16 protein-coding genes and 1 pseudogene are annotated in these 17,596 nt (G+C 41.0%); 13 read left to right on the forward strand and 4 right to left on the reverse strand.

What is annotated here, in order from left to right; genetic code table 11:
* Positions 1–201: 201 nt before the first annotated feature.
* On the reverse strand, positions 202–1,101 hold the full coding sequence (locus RI561_RS06205; RefSeq protein ID WP_395079363.1) for a DMT family transporter: 900 nt from the start codon (positions 1,099–1,101) through the stop codon (positions 202–204).
* A 136-nt stretch (positions 1,102–1,237) separates the two neighbouring features.
* On the reverse strand, positions 1,238–2,251 hold the full coding sequence (locus RI561_RS06210) for a TIGR00341 family protein (RefSeq protein WP_395079364.1): 1,014 nt from the start codon (positions 2,249–2,251) through the stop codon (positions 1,238–1,240).
* A 556-nt stretch (positions 2,252–2,807) separates the two neighbouring features.
* Here RI561_RS06210 and RI561_RS06215 point away from each other — a divergent pair.
* From RI561_RS06215 to RI561_RS06240, 6 genes are all read left to right on the forward strand, one after another.
* A complete protein-coding gene (locus RI561_RS06215) occupies positions 2,808–3,332 on the forward strand; it encodes a nuclear transport factor 2 family protein (protein ID WP_395079365.1) in 525 nt (174 codons plus the stop codon).
* Positions 3,333–3,465: 133 nt separating this feature from the next.
* Positions 3,466–4,011, forward strand: a complete 546-nt coding sequence (locus RI561_RS06220) for an NADPH-dependent FMN reductase (protein WP_395079366.1) — start codon at positions 3,466–3,468, stop codon at positions 4,009–4,011.
* A gap of 12 nt (positions 4,012–4,023) precedes the next feature.
* A complete protein-coding gene (locus RI561_RS06225) occupies positions 4,024–4,401 on the forward strand; it encodes a DoxX family protein (RefSeq protein WP_395079367.1) in 378 nt (125 codons plus the stop codon).
* Positions 4,402–4,431: 30 nt separating this feature from the next.
* Positions 4,432–5,133 carry a potassium channel family protein gene (locus RI561_RS06230; RefSeq protein WP_395079368.1) on the forward strand — a complete coding sequence of 234 codons (702 nt, stop codon included), beginning with the start codon at positions 4,432–4,434 and terminating at the stop codon, positions 5,131–5,133.
* A 72-nt stretch (positions 5,134–5,205) separates the two neighbouring features.
* The gene (locus tag RI561_RS06235; RefSeq protein ID WP_395079369.1) at positions 5,206–5,919 is read left to right on the forward strand and encodes a CPBP family intramembrane glutamic endopeptidase; all 714 of its coding nucleotides are present in this window, start codon (positions 5,206–5,208) and stop codon (positions 5,917–5,919) included.
* 92 nt (positions 5,920–6,011) lie between these two features.
* Positions 6,012–7,478 carry an SDR family oxidoreductase gene (locus tag RI561_RS06240; RefSeq protein WP_395079370.1) on the forward strand — a complete coding sequence of 489 codons (1,467 nt, stop codon included), beginning with the start codon at positions 6,012–6,014 and terminating at the stop codon, positions 7,476–7,478.
* An 85-nt stretch (positions 7,479–7,563) separates the two neighbouring features.
* On the opposite strand, the gene RI561_RS06245 is transcribed toward RI561_RS06240, so the two are convergent.
* Positions 7,564–8,679, reverse strand: a complete 1,116-nt coding sequence (locus RI561_RS06245) for a 4-phosphoerythronate dehydrogenase (protein WP_395079371.1) — start codon at positions 8,677–8,679, stop codon at positions 7,564–7,566.
* Between the two features lie 50 nt (positions 8,680–8,729).
* Between RI561_RS06245 and RI561_RS06250 the strand changes: the two genes are divergently transcribed.
* The 7 genes from RI561_RS06250 to RI561_RS06280 all read left to right on the forward strand — a co-directional run bounded on the left by RI561_RS06250 (position 8,730) and on the right by RI561_RS06280 (position 16,341).
* Positions 8,730–10,073 (forward strand): thymidine phosphorylase, encoded by a 1,344-nt coding sequence (locus RI561_RS06250; RefSeq protein ID WP_395079372.1) that lies wholly within the window; start codon positions 8,730–8,732, stop codon positions 10,071–10,073.
* A 75-nt stretch (positions 10,074–10,148) separates the two neighbouring features.
* Positions 10,149–10,901, forward strand: a complete 753-nt coding sequence (locus RI561_RS06255) for a PspA/IM30 family protein (RefSeq protein ID WP_395079373.1) — start codon at positions 10,149–10,151, stop codon at positions 10,899–10,901.
* A gap of 9 nt (positions 10,902–10,910) precedes the next feature.
* On the forward strand, positions 10,911–11,381 hold the full coding sequence (locus tag RI561_RS06260; protein WP_395079374.1) for a hypothetical protein: 471 nt from the start codon (positions 10,911–10,913) through the stop codon (positions 11,379–11,381).
* Positions 11,378–12,262 (forward strand): hypothetical protein, encoded by an 885-nt coding sequence (locus RI561_RS06265; protein ID WP_395079375.1) that lies wholly within the window; start codon positions 11,378–11,380, stop codon positions 12,260–12,262. The genes RI561_RS06260 and RI561_RS06265 overlap by 4 nt, the downstream gene beginning before the upstream one ends.
* An 8-nt stretch (positions 12,263–12,270) precedes the next feature.
* The gene (locus RI561_RS06270; RefSeq protein ID WP_395079376.1) at positions 12,271–13,050 is read left to right on the forward strand and encodes an enoyl-CoA hydratase/isomerase family protein; all 780 of its coding nucleotides are present in this window, start codon (positions 12,271–12,273) and stop codon (positions 13,048–13,050) included.
* An 83-nt stretch (positions 13,051–13,133) separates the two neighbouring features.
* Positions 13,134–14,411: a hemolysin family protein gene (locus RI561_RS06275; protein WP_395079377.1), complete on the forward strand. Its 1,278-nt coding sequence runs from the start codon at positions 13,134–13,136 to the stop codon at positions 14,409–14,411.
* A 217-nt stretch (positions 14,412–14,628) separates the two neighbouring features.
* Entirely contained in the window at positions 14,629–16,341 is a 1,713-nt protein-coding gene (locus RI561_RS06280; RefSeq protein WP_395079378.1) for an ATP-binding protein, read from the forward strand.
* Between the two features lie 5 nt (positions 16,342–16,346).
* Here RI561_RS06280 and RI561_RS06285 read toward each other — a convergent pair.
* Positions 16,347–17,446: pseudogene (locus RI561_RS06285) on the reverse strand (6-phosphofructokinase).
* Positions 17,447–17,596: the final 150 nt, after the last annotated feature.

Genomic DNA, 17,596 nt, shown 5'->3' on the forward strand with positions numbered 1-17,596 from the left:
TTACACACATAACAATAATTATTAATGCTATATATAGCAATAGCATTACATTTTTTTTCGACTTTTCACACAGGCTGGGGAGGTTGGGAACGAGATTGAACAACGCGCTGTTTGCCGTTTCAAAATTTGTCTGCTAAAAGAAATTCTGAGATTTAAAACCATTACCAGCCAATAAGGCCAAGCCAGTTAAACGCTGGGCCGTTAACCCCTTTTCCTTTGATTACCGAATTGGGTTAGCAGTACTCCCAAAAATACAATAGCAAGGCCCACAATATCCATCAATAAAAGAGTATCGCCGAAAGCCATCCAAGCCATTAACATGGTTACCGGGGGACCAAAATAGAACAAACTGGCCACTCTTGTCGCTAGTATGCGTTCTATCAACAGCCACATCAAAGCATATGCTCCCAGGGATACCGCAAGAATAAGCCAAATCATAGTGTAGATAAATACCGGGGTCCACTCCGTATATAGTTGCTCTGCGTAGATAGCAGGTAGTGCCAGTACTGCCGTTGTTGCCAAACTTTGGTAGAACAGGGTAAGGTCGATTGGCAGTTTCTTTGTTTCAGATTTTAATTCCATGCGCCGCTGTATCAGGCTCGCTATGGTGATTGCAACCACCGATAGCAGGGGAATCAGGTAACCAAAAATAGATTGGTAACTGGTAAAATCGATTCGAAAAATTACGGTCACCAGTACTCCTAAAAAGCCCAACAACAAACCCATCCACTGATAGGTATTCGTTTGTTCTCCGGTTATGAGTCCTGAAAGTGCTCCCGTAGCTAACGGCTGTAGCGCAACGATCAAGGCTACAATACCTGCCGGTACTTTATTATCCAGTGCAAACAATACACAAGTGAGCCAAACACCGTGAGCCAGTACTCCTATAATCATATTGGAAACTGCTGTTTTCCAACCCACCCAAAGAAAACGTTTTCTCAGCAGCAAGTAACCGGCAAGGAGCAATGTTAAAGCCAAATATCGCCAAAATACCAATGTAAAAGGACCGGTAAAGGGAAGACCATATTCTGCTCCAATGAATCCCGAATTCCAAAGGAGAACAAATCCCACTGCTAAAGCAAGCGTGTATTTATTGCTCATTTCTGTTGAAGCACTGTTAATCTTATTAAGTCATTGCCATATGATTACTTTTTCAACACAGGATTGGCATTATTTGTTCTGACCTGGAAATTTATGTTGGAACCAGGTCACTTTCAGGGCTTCTAAGTAGCCGGCATCACAAAAACACAAAGTAGATTATAACAGATAGTATGATTAAAAGGCTGACCCAGATGAAAATAGCGTAGCGACTTAATTCTTCACCTTCTCTTTGTTCAATGAAACTGTGCGGTTTTATTCCCTGAAGTAAAAATGTAAGCACACCTGCCAGGTTGATACAGATAATATAAGTTAGTGTTAATAATCCGGCGCCAAAAGCCAATTCAAACATGCCACTTCCCAGGAGTAAACCGGTAGCCACCATCGGCGGGAGCAAGGCAACTGCTACCATCACCCCAATAACAGCAGCAGAAATGCCCCTGGTAAATGATAAACATCCTGCCACACCGGCTGCGAGTCCCAATGCAATATCTGCATAACTGACTACGGTCCGTGAACTGATTTGTGTGACCTCAGGATTAATATCAATGATAAGTCCCATTAAAATAGAAAGGCTTATACCAAGGGAAAAACCATATAAAATCGATTTTAGAGATCTTTTAAGGAGTGCTTTATCACCAAGGGTAGTTGCAAGGGCCAGCCCAACATTGGGGCCCAAAATAGGGGCAATCACCATGGCGCCTATGACCATGGCTGCGTTATCCCGAATTAAACCATTGGCTGCTACCACACACGAAAGAGCAATTAGCACCAGGTAAACCCAGGAAAAATCAACCACTTTTTTTATCTCTTCATATAGTTCCTCTCTTGAAATTCGATGGACCCGCTCATCGTCTTCTTCCTCATCTTTTGATTGGCTTTTACTCTCTTCGGTTTCTTCATCATCATTTTTGGAAGGAAGGGTAGCTGATATGGGAAGAAGGACTATTCTAAAATCATCTTTTCCTGTAAATTTTGTTTCCAGGTCATTAAGAATTTTTTCGGTGAGTTCTACTTCCGCCAAAAGATTAACGACCGTTTTATTTCCCTCAGATTTATCAACCCAGGAGTCAAGAATATCGTCTTCATTAATGAGGCTTTTAATATCCTCAAAATCTTTGGGAGGTAATATTTTTATAAGTCGTAATGCCATTTGTTTATTTGCTTTATTTGACTCAATAATAATAACATATAATACTCTGCCATTGAAAAAATAAATACGGTGATTGAATTTATTTCCAGTGAGGGCTGCCGTGGTTAGCTCAAGAATTCATTAGAGGAGATTTGGACATTTCATAAAAATGACAATTTTTGGGTCGTCCCGCCGGGACTTTCTTTGTATACGATTATTAACCACGGGCTGAAGCCGCGTGGCTATATTCGCTCATCCCTCCGGGATTTGGATTTTTTGCAATGAGTCCGGATTTGATTGAGTTGAACGTTTATTGTTTACTGCCCAGGGATTAGAACCCTGCACTTTCAGTGCAGAGTAGTTTAGTTGATTTGATGACATGAACCGGTCTCGTAGAGACCACTGAATGTAGCCCCGGATTTTAATCCGGGGTGAATGTTGGGAGAGGATCTAAATCCCGCAGGGATGGCCCGACTTTTTAAATAGTGATGATACCGGAAGTGAAAAATAAATGTAACAACCGAATGATGTTGCCGTAGTTGATTTGGAATAATAACCAAGTCCTTACATCCCAAACATGCAGCAATCTACTTTTCTATCTCAAGTTATAAAAGTTTCATTCCTGGCCTTATTTGCACTTCTTTTAACGGAGAAGGAAACTCTGGCGCAAGTCGATACATCAAGCGAGTTATACCGATCCCTTGCGCAAAAGGACAGCCTGCTATTTGTGGAGGGATTCAACAAGTGCCACATAGAAAAATTTGAGGGATTATTAGCCCCTGATTTGGAGTTTTATCATAATACCGGGGGAATGCAAAATCGTGAAGAATTCTTTGAAGCGTTCTCCAATAATATCTGTTCCGGTTCACCCATAAAGCCGATCAGGACATTGGTGCCGGGAACCCTTGAAGTTTTCCCACTCAATAAAAACGGAGAGTTGTACGGTGCTATTCAAAAAGGAGAGCATGAATTTTATATCCGCAGAGATGAAGTAGAATTGGAAAAGACGGGTGTCGCAAAGTTTACCCATATTTGGCTGTTGGAAGATGAAAAGTGGGTGATAAAGCGGGTGCTAAGTTATGATCATCAGGGAGTGGACTAGACATTTATATTGTGGGGGAACGGAGTATTTGAAATAATACTATAAGCAGGGAAAAATTTTCAAGAAATAGATTGATACAATTATTATTTAGGGTAGGTACTATTTAAAACTTAAACTAAAATGAGTATCAATTATGAAAATTTTGGCATTTGCCGGAAGCCTAAGAACCGGTTCTTTCAATAAATCATTATTAAGAGCATCAAAAGAGCTTGCTCCCGAAGAAATGGAAATACATATTTTTGATCTGGAGGGAATCCCTTTATTTAATGCCGATGTGGAAGAGGAAGGAGATCCGGAGAGAGTTACTGCTTTCAAAGAGTCAATCCGAACTGCGGATGGAATATTAATTGCTTCACCTGAATACAATCATGGAATGACGGGCGTCACTAAAAATGCAATCGATTGGGCTTCAAGATCCGCAAAGGATGCTCCGATTTCAGGAAAACCTGCAGCAGTTTTTGGAGCTTCACCAAGTGTAACGGGTACCGCGAGAAGTCAGGATCAGCTTCGTCAATCACTCAAATCTGTAAATGTGAGGTGTATGCCTCAGCCGGAGTTTCTGCTTTTTCGTGCTCATGAAAAATTTGACAGTCAGGGGAACTTAGAAGATCTTTCGAGTCAAAAATTTCTTAAAAAATTTCTACAAGCTTGTTCCAACTGGGTCAAAAGTTTTGAATAAGGAGGTTCGGTTATGATAAAGACAGTGTTAATAATTCTACTGGGGATCTTTTTCCTCGTTAATGGTATTAACCATTTCTATAACTCGCATTTCGTGCAGGAATATGCTGAAAAACGAGGGCTTTTCGAGCCAAAGGTTATGGTATTTCTTAGTGGATTGCTTTTGGTTTTTGGAGGACTGAGTATGATTACCGGCTATTTTATAATTGAAGGCATGATCGGCCTATGTGTATTTATGGCTATTGCTGCATTCTCCATTCACTCGTTTTGGAAAGAGGACGACCGCGAAGATAAAATGATGGAATTCATGAATTTTGTGAAGAACTGGGCTATTATTTTTGAACTTATTTATTTGACTACTACCGTGGAAAGTAAGTTGGGTTTGTTTTAATGCATATGATGACGAATAGAAAGAAATATTATGCCTGAAAGTAATCAGAGTACATTCCGGGTATTTTCTAATTTCTTGGTGAAAAGAAAATATGAGTTACTGCTACTGGGGTTAGTCCAGCATCTATTCGTTGGGATTTTTGTACTGGATTTTGATTTTTACGTTCGTACCCTTTGGCCGGTAAACATGGTAATTCTGGCAGTGCTCGCCAGCGGTTTATTTCTTGATACGAAACATTGGGTTAATCGATTAAAAATTCCTCTATTTGCATCGGTGATCTTATTTCCAATTGGGTTGCCATTTTTTGGTGAAATTCCGGGTTATTTCATTGCTTTGAGTGTCACCTATATACTGTTTTACCTGGTGCTATTTATACAAGTTTTTCGATATATGATTCGCCCGTCCTATATCAATATAGACCTGATAACGTCGGCTATTTGTGGATTTCTGTTGTTAGTCGAGATCTTTGTATTTGTGGCCTACTTTCTCATCCACCTGGAACCGCAATCATTTGCGAATGTAGATTTAACGAATCCTCCATCTACCTATACTGATTTGGTATATTATTGCTCAATAACCTTAACAACCATTGGATATGGTGATATTAGTCCGATAACCCATCAGGCAAAATTAATCACCTCATTTTTCGGAATTACCGGTCAGTTCTATCAAGTGCTATTAGTGGGAGTTTTAATCAGTAAGTTTACAAATCGCAGTGGGTCAGACGGTTAACCATTTGTCTGCAACAAGTGAGAACGTTGTGTCGTAACGGCTCTATCTTAGAATAAATTATCGGCCCAACAATTGGACTCCACAAATAAAACGATTAGCAAGAAAAAGCAGCTAACAGTCTTTATAGCCACCGTAATTTTTGGGTTTATATTATTTGCCCTTCCAAATGTATTCTTTGGTGTAACGAAAATTAATGGCGGTCTGATTGGGGTGAATTTATTATTTATTGCCGTTTTTCAGCTGATCACGGTTTGTTGGCTGTTATATTTTTCACTTAGATTTTTGGGCAAGGATTTCAAGTATATCGGCTGGTCTTTCGAGTACTGGAAAGCAGATGGATTATTGGGAATTATCATTGGCTTAACCTGGACGGTGTTGCAATTCGGGGTAATCATACCAAACACAGGCGGTGCAGAAAGGACTGATATATCTCAAATGGTTACTATGTTCGATGGTTCCGTAATAGGGACTTTCTCATTTGTTGCCTTAGGAGTGATTGGGGGAGGCATTACGGAAGAGATTTATAACCGGGGATATTTTATAAATGTTTTGAAAGATATGTTCAGCAATCCGAAAGTGGGAATTTGGATAGCGGCCATCTTATCCATTCTCTTTTTTGCCGCAGGACACCTACCGTCCGATGCTTTAGGCTGGTTTGATATTTTAGTTCCGACCATCGCATACACTCTACTATTCTTATACACAAAACGATTAACTGCCTCTATGGTGGCGCATGGGGTTTATAATATGACCGCTATTTTATTTACGTATTATATGTTTTACTAACAGATCATAAATCAGCTATTGATTGAAGAACTTTTTTTGCCCTTTATATTGTTGAAGAACCAAGTTGGTACTATTAATAAAAATGCAATAGTTTGTCTAAGAAGAAAAAAATTTTAGTAACCGGGGTGACGGGTTATGTAGGCGGTAGACTTGTACCGGAACTGCTTAAAAAAGAATATGAGGTTCGTGTGCTTACCCGTGATGCCGAACGTCTTGACGGCCGCAAATGGATTAATGAAGTAGAGGTGGTTGAGGGCGATGTTTTGAAGCCTGAAACTTTGCCCGGAGTACTTGAAAACATTGATGTAGCTTACTACTTAATCCATAGCATGAGCGGAAAAAGCAATGATGATTTTCATAAGCGTGATATGCAGGCTGCACGAAATTTTAGAGAGTCCGCTGAACAGTTTGGAGTTAAGCGCATCATTTATTTAGGCGGACTTGGTAATCAGAGTGATAATCTATCTGAGCATCTTGCCTCCAGGCAAAAAACAGGAGAGGTATTGAGGGAGTCAGATATAGGGGTTACAGAATTCCGTGCAGCTATTGTGGTAGGCTCCGGCAGTAAATCCTTTGAGATGATCCGGTACCTGACGGAAAGAGTGCCCATTATGATTAGCCCAAAGTGGGTGTATAGTAAGGTTCAGCCTATTGCAATTCGGAATGTGTTGCAATACCTGGTTTTAGCAATTGAAAAGCCTGAAACGAAGAATAAGATTATTGAGATCGGGGGAAGCAGCGTCATCACTTATGCAGATATGATGAAAATGTATGCTGAGATTAAAGGACTCAAAAGAATTTTGATTCCGGTTCCGATACTTTCACCTGCGCTCTCCTCACATTGGGTCCATTGGATGACTCCCGTTCCAGCTTCTTTGGCCCGCCCGCTCATCGAAGGACTTAAAAACGATGTATTGGTCCAAAATGATAAAGCGAGGAATTTATTTCCCGAAGTTAACCCCATATCATACAAAAAAGCAGTAGAACTGGCTCTTGCCCGAATTGATACAGATGAAGTTGAGACCACCTGGAATGATGCCCTCATCAGCAGCAAAGGAGATGAGCGTCCGGTGATACTGGAAACCAAGGAAGGCCTAAATATCGAAAGACGTATTCGCAAAGTTGAAGTAGATCAGGAAAAAATTTTTGATGTATTTACGAGTTTGGGCGGTGAAAAGGGGTGGCTTACTTTCAACTGGGCTTGGAAGTTGCGTGGGATTTTAGATCGATTGGTAGGTGGGGTTGGATTTAGAAGGGGAAGAAGGCATCCACAAAATTTACGAATTGGTGACGCTCTGGATTTTTGGAGAGTGGAAGCTATAAAGCCGGGGGAGGTACTCAGGCTTCGGGCAGAAATGAAAGTACCGGGACGGGCATGGCTCGAATTTCAGGCAATAAATGATGAAAAATCTAACCAAACCAAGCTGGTTCAAACAGCATATTTTGCCCCAAAAGGCTTAATGGGTTTATTGTATTGGTATGCATTATATCCAATTCATTCTCTCATCTTTTCATCCATGATCGATCATATTGCAGCTGAAGCTGAGGATAAAGGGTAAAGAGTTTATTCTCTTAAAACGCTCAGTAGAAAAACCAAAATGACTTATTCTGAAAGGATGACATAACGAAACGAAAAATCACTCATTAACCAACAGCAGATACCCCAAGAGTTTTTAATTCAGGGAACTCGTTCAATATCTCCGAACGTACTTTAAGAAAGTTATATTCATACCGATAGGGCCACTCATTGCGGAGATTCCGAAAAAGAATTTTCTTATCCGGCCTGGCAGATAAATCTCTCAATGCTTTGTCGTAGCCAAGAATAGGATGAAGTCGGGTAAGCAATTTCACAAGATCATATTCAATATGAGCTAAATCAACTGTTTTAGTAAGCTTTTCATATTGTGGACAGGCATTTTTGAGGTCAAAATAATCAGCCATTTTATCAAAAATAATCTCAGTGGCTCTAACTTTAGACTGTTCAGAATAACCGGCTATATGAGGTGTGGCAATAAAAGCGTGTTTTGCCACTTTTGTGTTGAAGTCAGGCTCACCTTCCCAAACATCCAACACATAATTTTGGATGCGTCCTTCTACGTAAAACTTCATCAAGGCAATTTCATCTATGACTCCTCCCCGGGCAGCATTTATAATAAGCTGAAATTGGTGTCCTGATAATTTTTCTTCATTCAGCCAGTGGTAAGTGGGGTATTCTCCCTTTTTGTTTAGGGGGACATGAAACGTGAGTATTTCACAATCCAAAACTTCTTCAATGGACGAAGAGTTGAAGGTAGAATCTCTTTGTTCCCTGGGGGGATCATATTCTACGCACTTAATCCCGAAATCCGTCAAAATTTCAACAACAGCAGAACCCGCCTTCCCAACTCCAATCACCCCAACTTTACCAAAAGGCTGATCCGGGTTATGCTCTTCTCGCCATAATAAAAGTGCAGTCATAACATATTCAGCAACAGAGCGGGCATTGCAGCCGTTGGCATCCGCAACATGAATTCCATTTGATTCCAGATAATCGATATCCAGGTGATCAGTCCCCGATGAACCCGTTCCTATAAATTTTAAGGAAGATGGAATATGAGGAAGGGTATCAGCATTTAAATGAGTAACAGTGCGAAGAATAAGGGCATCTATTCCATTTAAATCCGGAATTCCATCCGAGGGATTGTAAAGTGAAAGCTGAACTTGAGGGGGCTTAAGTTCCTTAATCTTGTAAAGATTTTGATCGGCTGCTGCGTGTATCAAAAAATGTAATTTGAATGAGAAAAAAAGTTGTCTAAAGCCTATACTTAGATATGACTACAAAATACAACATAGTATCAATTATACGCAAAAAACGAGATGGCAAAACTCTGGATAATGAGGAAATTCAATACCTCATTAACCAATATACGGCTGATGAAATCCCGGATTATCAAGTCAGTGCCTTTTTAATGGCATCGTACCTGAACGGACTTAATGATGAGGAATCAGCTGCACTAACGGAATCTATGTTGAATTCCGGTCAAATTGTAGACCTGTCACATATTTCAGGTAAAAAAGTGGATAAACATTCAACCGGAGGTGTCGGCGATAAGCTTTCTCTAATCCTTGCCCCAATTGTAGCTGCAGCAGGCGTTCCGGTGCCCATGATTTCCGGTCGGGGTCTTGGCCACACCGGCGGTACGCTCGACAAACTGGAATCCATCCCCGGCTTTAAAGTGGATATGGATTTGGCAAGATATAAAGAAATTATTGAGAATCATGATCTCGTGCTTGCCGGCCAGACGGCTGAAATTGCCCCTGCCGATAAGCGTTTGTACGCACTGCGCGATGTGACCGCTACTGTTGAATCCATTCCGTTAATTGCCGGCAGTATTATGAGTAAAAAACTTGCCGAGGGGATTGATGCCTTGGTGTTAGATGTAAAAGCCGGTTCCGGCGCTTTCATGAAAACAACTGATGATGCTATCGAGTTGGGGGAAGCTCTTGTAGGAATTGGTACTCAGTTTGAGAAGGAAACCATAGCGTATGTCACGAACATGAACCAGCCGCTTGGCTATAAAATTGGAAATTGGCTGGAAGTGGAAGAATGTATTGATGCCATGCACGGTGAGGGTCCTGATGATATTATGGAAATCACCTATTTACTTTCAGGTACTATGATTTATTTAGGAGATAAAGCTGAATCTGTGAAAGCGGGAATAGAGAAAAGTAAAGAAATGATTGAAAGCGGAGCTGCTTTCCAAAAATGGTTGGATATTGTAGAAGAGCAGGGAGGGGATGTGGAAATGATTAAATCTCCTCAAAAATATCCTGAGGCCGAGTATGAATTTGAGATTAAAGCAGAAAAGGATGGATTTGTCTCCGAGATGAATTCATATGAAATTGGAATGGCCTCGGTAGAATTGGGAGCCGGGCGTAAAAAGAAAGAAGATGATGTTGATCCCCAGGCCGGAATTGCCCTTACAAAGAAAATTGGGGATAAAATTTTGAAAGGTGAAACAATTTTGACCGGATATACGAACAAGGCATCAGCAATAGAAGCTGCAAGCGATAAGTTATTCGGTGCAGTTACTATATCAAAAACTAAACCTGAGGAAGTGGAAATGGTTAGTCATACCATTGACAAGGAGGGCAGTAGAGCTTTTGAGCTTTAACTGCTTGAAATACACTAATAATCGGTTAATTTAGTTTGTAGTTTAACAGGGCATTTAAAAATAAAGGAAAGTATTATGTTTCAACGATTTATCCGCGCTATAAAATCTATGTTCGGTGGTTTGGTAAGCTCAATGGAGGATCCAAAACTCATTCTCGAGCAGAATATTCGGGAAATGAATGACCAAATTCCCCAGATGAATGAGAATATCGCTACCGTAAAGGCTAATAAGCTCATGCTCGAAAAAGAGCTGAAGCGCAACGAAAGAGCCGTTCAGGATCTCACCAATAAAGTTAAGTCAGCCATTCAGGCCAACCGCGATGATATTGCTGAAGGATATGCGCTGAAGCTGGAAAAGGCTAAAGAAAATATTGAACATACCAAAGAACAGCTGGAATTTGCTGAACGTGCATACGAAAAAGCATTGAAGGTGAAAAAGGTCTTCATGAAAGAAAAAGATAAAAAGATTCAGGAAGCAAAAGAAGCATTACGGGCCAGCGAAAGATCAGAATGGCAGGCTAAAATTGCAGATACCTTAGAGCAATTTGAAGTAGGGGGCATTGATCAGACCCATGATGAAATGATTAATCGCTTGAATGAGCGTTCAGCCAAAAACGAAGCCCGCATGGAAATTGCCTTAGACAGCATCGATACTGAAACCATGGAAATTGAAGCAAATGCAGAGAAACTGCGGGCCAAATCCCTGGTAGAGCAATTCAAAATGGATATGGGCGAAAAAAGTGGTTCCATCAATATCGACGAGGAAGAACCGGCTAAGGAAAAAGACAGTTCCAAAACTATTGGAAACAAAGAAAAAAGCAGCTCTTAATTAAAGGCTATGAGTACGAAAGGTGAACAGGATCGGGAACGCCTCAAAGAAGAATACAAAGAAAACTATCGGCGTATTAAAGAGGCAAAGGAGCGTCTAAAACGTTCAGAGCAGAAGGGTAAGATTTCACAAGCGGTACAAAATATGAATGCCGAAAATCTGCTGGAGACCATGGACGATTTTCTCGGAAAGGTTCGCGAAAAAGTAACGCATGCAGAAGCCCGCCTGGATGTAGCTTTGGATAATCTTGAAGATGAATCCACTCCGGCAGGCAGTAAAGTTAAAGACGAAGAATTGGATGAAGAGCTCAAGAAACAAAAGGCCAAACAAACCATAAAACAGGTTAAAGCTGAAATGGGCATGCTGTACACTGAAATTGAGAAGCATGCCGATGAGATTAAAACAGAGAAAACTATAGGCAGTAAAAAACCCGCTGATAAACCGGAAGAAAATGACACCCCATCAGAATCCCCATCATGAGTGACGAACTAAATATCAATTATACCCGTGAAGCTTTTATGAACCCTATCAATCTGGGTGTTCTGTTGGTTTCCACACTTACAGCATTTTTTATGACGGGAATGGGGGATTTCCCAAGTTTATTACTTACTACGGTGTTTGGGTTAGAATTGATGTATTTGGGTATTGTCCCAAAGTTGCCGCGATTTCGTAAAAAGCTGGAACTCAAAAAAATTAAAGAACGCCACGCGGCTAACAACGAAAAGGAATTGTTTCAATCGCTGGATAACAATTCCCAAAAACGCTTTCTGGTACTTAAACACCTGGCTAAGTTGGTGCAGGAAAATTTTGAGAAACTACCGTACAGCTCGCAAGGCCTTCTGGATAACATCGGCAAGAAAATTGATGAACTCTTAGGCAACTACCTAACCCTTCTGGATTTGATTAAACGATATGAAGTGTATTTGAACACGTCCCTGGAAAGCAATCTTAAGGAAGAAGTAAAGCGACAGATCGAAGAAATCAAAGAGCTGGAATCGGAGAAGCTGAAGCGCACAAAAGCGCGCCGGGTTGCTATCATGCAAAAGCGCTTGAAGAAATTCAGTATCGCCAAAGAAAAGTATTTAGTCTGTGAAACTCATCTGGAAACTATTGAAGATGCTGTTCGCTACATCTACGAGCAATCTATGACGATGAGTAATCCAGAAGAAATTGGATTCCAACTCGATAATTTACTGACGGAAGTAGAAGAAACTTCACAATTGATTGACGACTTAGATCAGGATATTTTACCGGAGTACGATACGGAATGGGAGAGTGATTTGGATTTTGATTCCATTTCGGATGAACTCTCTGATGATGTTAAATCGGAAATTAAACCTGCTAAAAAAGTTAAAGAATAGATTTATTTATGGCTCAGTCTTACGAAACGCTTCTTCTTGAAGTTGATGAATCAGGTATTTGCACGCTCACCATTAATCGCCCCGATAAACTTAACGCTCTTAACAGCCTGGTTTTAGAAGAACTCGATAATGCCGTTGATGCTATTAAAGAAAATTATAAGATTAAGTCCGTGGTTATTACAGGGGCGGGAGAGAAGGCATTTGTAGCCGGGGCAGATATCAAGGAACTAAGCACACTCGATCCGGTTTCCGGTGAAAAAGTGTCGAAAAGGGGACAAGATGTTTTTCAGAAAATCGAGGACCTTACTATTCCTGTAATTGCTGCGGTAAATGGATATGCCCTTGGTGGCGGATGTGAGCTTGCAATGGCTTGTCATCTGCGAATTGCCTCAAATAAAGCCGCGTTGGGACTTCCGGAAGTGAGTTTAGGTCTTATCCCCGGATATGGAGGAACGCAGCGCCTCACAAAATTAGTGGGAAGGGCAAAAGCACTGGAATTCATTATGACCGGGCGACAGGTAACAGCAGAAGAAGCTTTTGAAGTTGGGTTGGTTAATCAAGTGACAGAACATTCTGCGGTAGATGAAGTCAAATCAATGCTGAATAAAATTATGAAGCAGGGACCGGTTGCCATAAAAAATGCACTACTGGCTGTGAAAGAAGCTGACAGTGCAAATGGTTTCGAAGCAGAAGCGAGATTATTCGGTGAATTATGTGGTACAGCTGATTTCAAAGAAGGAACCGGCGCATTTCTTGAGAAAAGAAAACCCAACTTTTCCGGTAAATAGGAATAAATATAGTATTGAATGAAAGACGAGCCTCCATCAGGTAGCATTTTTAATTTTCTTCTTTTCTGTATGGGAGGAGCCTCATGATTGAGCTTTTCCTGATTGTAATTACCATTTTATTAAGTGGGTTTTTCTCGGGATCCGAAATAGCCTTTGTAACAGCTAATAAGCTAAAGCTGGAAGTGGCCTCCCGAAAAAATAGTTTTCTCGGAAACTCGATTGAGTTCTTTACTCGGAAGCCTGAAACGTTTCTAACTACAACACTGGTAGGCAATAATATCGTAAATGTATTATACGCCACTTTTATGGCTATATTTTTGGTGGAACCTATCATAGAATACTCTCAGGCATGGTTTGGAGTGGTTCCAACAGATTTACAAGTGTTGCTGGTTCAAACCATTATTGCTGCTGTAGTCATCATGTTATTTGGGGAGATTTTACCCAAAGCTATATTCAGGGCACTTGCAGATAATATGATCGCCGTTATTTCTGTTCCACTCAGGATTGCATACTATCTCTTTCGACCACTCATTGAGTTATCAAGAGGTTCATCCAATATCTTGATAAAATTTTTGGTGAAAGGGGCGGAAGTGCCTGAGAACTATTATCGCCGCCAGGATGTAGAAATGATTTTCAAGGAATTAAGAGACAGTGGAGGAAGCGAAGATATTGACGAAGACGATTCTGAGATTCTCCATAACGTGCTCGAGCTGTCCAGCAAAAGAGTGAAGGACTCTATGATTCCGAGGATTGAGATAGAGGCAGTTGAAAAAGACACGCCCATTGAAGAGGTTTTAAATGTGTTTATACAGTCAGGGCACTCTAAGCTCCCGGTCTACAGGGATTCCATTGACGATGTGATAGGTGTAGTTTTTGCACATGACTTTTTTCATGAACCGAAGGCTTTAACAGAAATCATACGTCCGGTTAAACTGGTTCCTTCCAGTAAAAAATCCAATGATTTGCTTACGGAGTTTCGATTATCAAATATGTCGGTAGCCATTGTTTTGGATGAATATGGAGGCAACGCAGGAATGGTCACTATTGAAGATTTACTCGAAGAAGTAGTAGGAGATATTCAAGATGAATATGACGTAGAAGATGAAATCATGAAGCGTCTTTCCGAAAATAATTTCGTAGTTAGCGGTAATGTGGAAATAGAAGAGCTTTGTGATAAATTTGAGGAAATTGAACTTCCGCTGGAACCTTCTGAATATGATACCGTAGCGGGATACATCATCAATCATTTAGGGCGAATACCGAAAGTAAATGAAGAAGTGGTAATTGAGGGCAAAAAATTTATCATTAGCAAAGCCACACCAAGTCGGATTGAAACGGTAAAGCTCATAATTATAGAATAAGCTTTCAGCTGTCAGACTCCAGCTTTTAGTTTATGGCCATCTCGCGGCGAATGTCCGAGATCTAATTTTCAAAACAGTATCTTATTTTAATTCTATAACTAGATTTCTGCCTTCGCAGGAATTATGAATAAAACTGAAAGCTGAAAGCTGAAGTCTGAAGGCTTTGTATTAAACAGCAGTAGGTTTAAATTCCATAAAAAAAATCAATTAGACAACCATGTTCGATCACTATCCAAAATGGTCCCAAGAATTTGCAAGGAAATATCTGAGCAGAACTATTAACCAGTTTATTCTACATGGGAACGTGCATGATTTGGTTCCCCTGGAAGAAGAAAAGGGTACTAAATTTAACCGCCTGAAATCGTTCTTGTCTGAAGAATTTTTCGGAGCAAGAGATTTTGTGATTTTTTATGACAGGGCTTCAGGAATCTATTTTCGGGATAAAGAGTCGCAAGCTGATTTTAACCAAGCCATAGCAGGCCGGGATAGTTTAGTGGGCACCGATTATGCAAATAAAATGCCTAAAGACCCTGTTCGGGTAATGTCGCTTTTGGAACAATACTTCCGTCTTCGCTTGGACCAAAAGAAAAGCGTTGGACTGATTATTGACTATGCAGAAACTATTGTACCCATGAGCGATGCTGCTTCCATTGGGAATGAAGACCGGACTTCAATGGTATATCTTTCGCGTTGGGCTCACGATCCTATGTTTTTAGCGGCAGATTTTACCACCGTGTTGATTACTGAAAACCTGGCTGACCTAAATAAAACCCTGGTTCAAAATCCATATACAACGGATATCAAGATTAATATTCCCGGAGAGCAGGGCCGTCTTGATTTTATCAATTTTGAAACAAAAGATGATACTTGGGAAGAGATATCAACAGTAAAGCCGGAGATTATTGCTCAACAAACGGCAGGACTGAATTTTGTTAACATACGCAGTGTGCTCTCACATGCTCGCGAGAATAAGGAGAAGATTACTTTTGAGGGACTTTCTGAGGCTAAAAAAGAACTAATTGAAGCTGAAGCTTATGGGTTGCTGGAATTTGTGGAAACCCCTTATTCGCTGGATAATGTAGCCGGACATGCCCAAGTAAAAGCCCATCTCCGACAGGCTGTTCAAGCTCTGAAAGCCGGCCGACAAGATGTAATGCCGATGGGATATTTGGTTTGTGGTCCGGTTGGAACGGGTAAGACTTTCATGGTAACCTGTTTTGCCAGTGAAGTTGGAATTCCGATGGTAAAACTCAAAAACTTCCGGAGTCAGTGGCAGGGTGTGACCGAAGGAAACCTCGAGAAAATTCTATCTCTGCTTAAAGCTATGGCTCCTGTAGCTGTTATGATTGATGAAGCCGATGCCTACCTTGGTAATCGTGATGCTAGTGGCGACAGCGGTGTTTCAAGCCGGGTCTTTTCACAGATTGCTACCTTTATGAGTGATACAGCCAATCGAGGACGCATCGTTTGGTTCTTGATGACGGCAAGGCCTGATCTGATGCCGGTGGATCTTAAGAGACAGGGTAGAGCGGAGGAACATTTGGCTTTATTCCCACCCCACACTAAAGAGGAGCGCATTGAACTTTTTGAAGCCATGGCCAATAAAACCGGTTTGAAGATGACTGAAAATTACACTCCAAAAATGATCGAGGATGGAGACAAAACATTTTCAGGTGCAGACATGGAAGCTGCTCTAACCAGGGCTAAATTTCGTGCCGCTGCTCAAGGTAAAAAACAAGTAACCCCGGAAATACTGGATCTTGCTTTGGAAGACTTCTTACCACCAACCTATCCCGAAGAAATTGAGCTTCAGACACTGAGCGCCGTGATTGAGTGTACTTCAAAAGAATTATTACCGGAGCGTTATAGAGATATGGATCGGGATGAAATTCTTTCCACAATCGATGAATTGAAGTTTCGAATTGGTTAAGATTTTTAATCCCCAAAGCTAATTCCAACACCTTTGGCCGTTTGAACTAAAAACTCATTTGGATCAACTAAATTTTGTGCGTCCGTGGCCATTTCCAAAGGAACAGAAGTAATCTCATGATCCAGGAATGAAACCATTCGCCCATCCCATATTCACCTTTGATGGCCATTTCCATTGCTTTAACTCCAAATTGTGTGGCAAGCACGTGGTCATATGCTATGGGGGTACCACCTCGCTGCAGGTGGCCAAGTACCATTTCCCGGATATCATGTTCAAACCCGGCTTCTTTTAGTTGGTCAGAAAGCCGATAGGCCACACCGCCCAATCGGGGATTTCTATAGCCTACTTCGTCACTTTCCCGGGCTACAACTGATCCATCTTTAGGTTTAGCACCTTCAGCAATTACAATGATGGCAAACCCGCGCCCACCTTGGTAGCGCTCATTAAGTCGTTCCAAAACTCTGTCAATACTATAGGGAATCTCAGGAATTAGACATACTTCGGCTCCTCCGCCTAAAGCTGAATGTAGAGCAATCCATCCTGCACCACGTCCCATCACTTCGAGGATCATTAATCGATGATGACTTGCGGCTGTAGTTACCAATTTATCAACGGCATCGGTGGCGATATCAACGGCCGTTTGAAAGCCAAACGTGTAGTCGGTGCAGGCCAAATCATTGTCAATAGTTTTTGGCACTCCAATCACATTCAATCCTTTTTTATATAAATCGTGGCTGATCTTCTGAGAGCCGTCTCCACCGATATTTATAACGACTTCAAATCCTTCTCTTTTCAGGTAATCTATCATTTCATCGGAACGGTCTTCAGTCGTCCAGGCCCCATCTTCTTGCTGAACCGACCAATTAAAAGGACCACCTTTATTAGTTGTTTGAAGTATAGTACCTCCTTTGGCGTGAATCCCGGCTACTTTTTCATCATTCAGGCGGATGATTTCTTTTGGAGAGCGCAAGACTCCATTAAAAGCTTCCAAACTTCCATAAATTTTCCATTTCTTGGTCTGCTGTGCCCGTTTTACAATGGCGCGGATTACAGCATTCAATCCGGGACAATCACCGCCTCCGGTTGTTACAAGTACTTTAGGCATGTTCTTATAATCTTGATTAATGAGTAACCAAAAGTATTACATATCGTGCAATTTGATAAATTTTTCTTTGGTATCTGATGGAAAGGGGAATCTATATGTTTTATCAAAGAAACGATTTATAGGTTAGCTTTTTTGTATTAATGAATTTCA

This window comes from Gracilimonas sp. (genome assembly GCF_031581265.1).
GTDB lineage: Bacteria > Bacteroidota > Rhodothermia > Balneolales > Balneolaceae > Gracilimonas.

Coding starts and splice junctions, on each gene's coding strand:
- RI561_RS06205 (WP_395079363.1), bottom strand. CDS start 1,101: ATGAGCAATAAATACACGCTTGCTTTAGCAGTGGGATTTGTTCTCCTT.
- RI561_RS06210 (WP_395079364.1), bottom strand. CDS start 2,251: ATGGCATTACGACTTATAAAAATATTACCTCCCAAAGATTTTGAGGAT.
- RI561_RS06215 (WP_395079365.1), top strand. CDS start 2,808: ATGCAGCAATCTACTTTTCTATCTCAAGTTATAAAAGTTTCATTCCTG.
- RI561_RS06220 (WP_395079366.1), top strand. CDS start 3,466: ATGAAAATTTTGGCATTTGCCGGAAGCCTAAGAACCGGTTCTTTCAAT.
- RI561_RS06225 (WP_395079367.1), top strand. CDS start 4,024: ATGATAAAGACAGTGTTAATAATTCTACTGGGGATCTTTTTCCTCGTT.
- RI561_RS06230 (WP_395079368.1), top strand. CDS start 4,432: ATGCCTGAAAGTAATCAGAGTACATTCCGGGTATTTTCTAATTTCTTG.
- RI561_RS06250 (WP_395079372.1), top strand. CDS start 8,730: ATGACTACAAAATACAACATAGTATCAATTATACGCAAAAAACGAGAT.
- RI561_RS06255 (WP_395079373.1), top strand. CDS start 10,149: ATGTTTCAACGATTTATCCGCGCTATAAAATCTATGTTCGGTGGTTTG.
- RI561_RS06260 (WP_395079374.1), top strand. CDS start 10,911: ATGAGTACGAAAGGTGAACAGGATCGGGAACGCCTCAAAGAAGAATAC.
- RI561_RS06265 (WP_395079375.1), top strand. CDS start 11,378: ATGAGTGACGAACTAAATATCAATTATACCCGTGAAGCTTTTATGAAC.
- RI561_RS06270 (WP_395079376.1), top strand. CDS start 12,271: ATGGCTCAGTCTTACGAAACGCTTCTTCTTGAAGTTGATGAATCAGGT.
- RI561_RS06275 (WP_395079377.1), top strand. CDS start 13,134: ATGATTGAGCTTTTCCTGATTGTAATTACCATTTTATTAAGTGGGTTT.
- RI561_RS06280 (WP_395079378.1), top strand. CDS start 14,629: ATGTTCGATCACTATCCAAAATGGTCCCAAGAATTTGCAAGGAAATAT.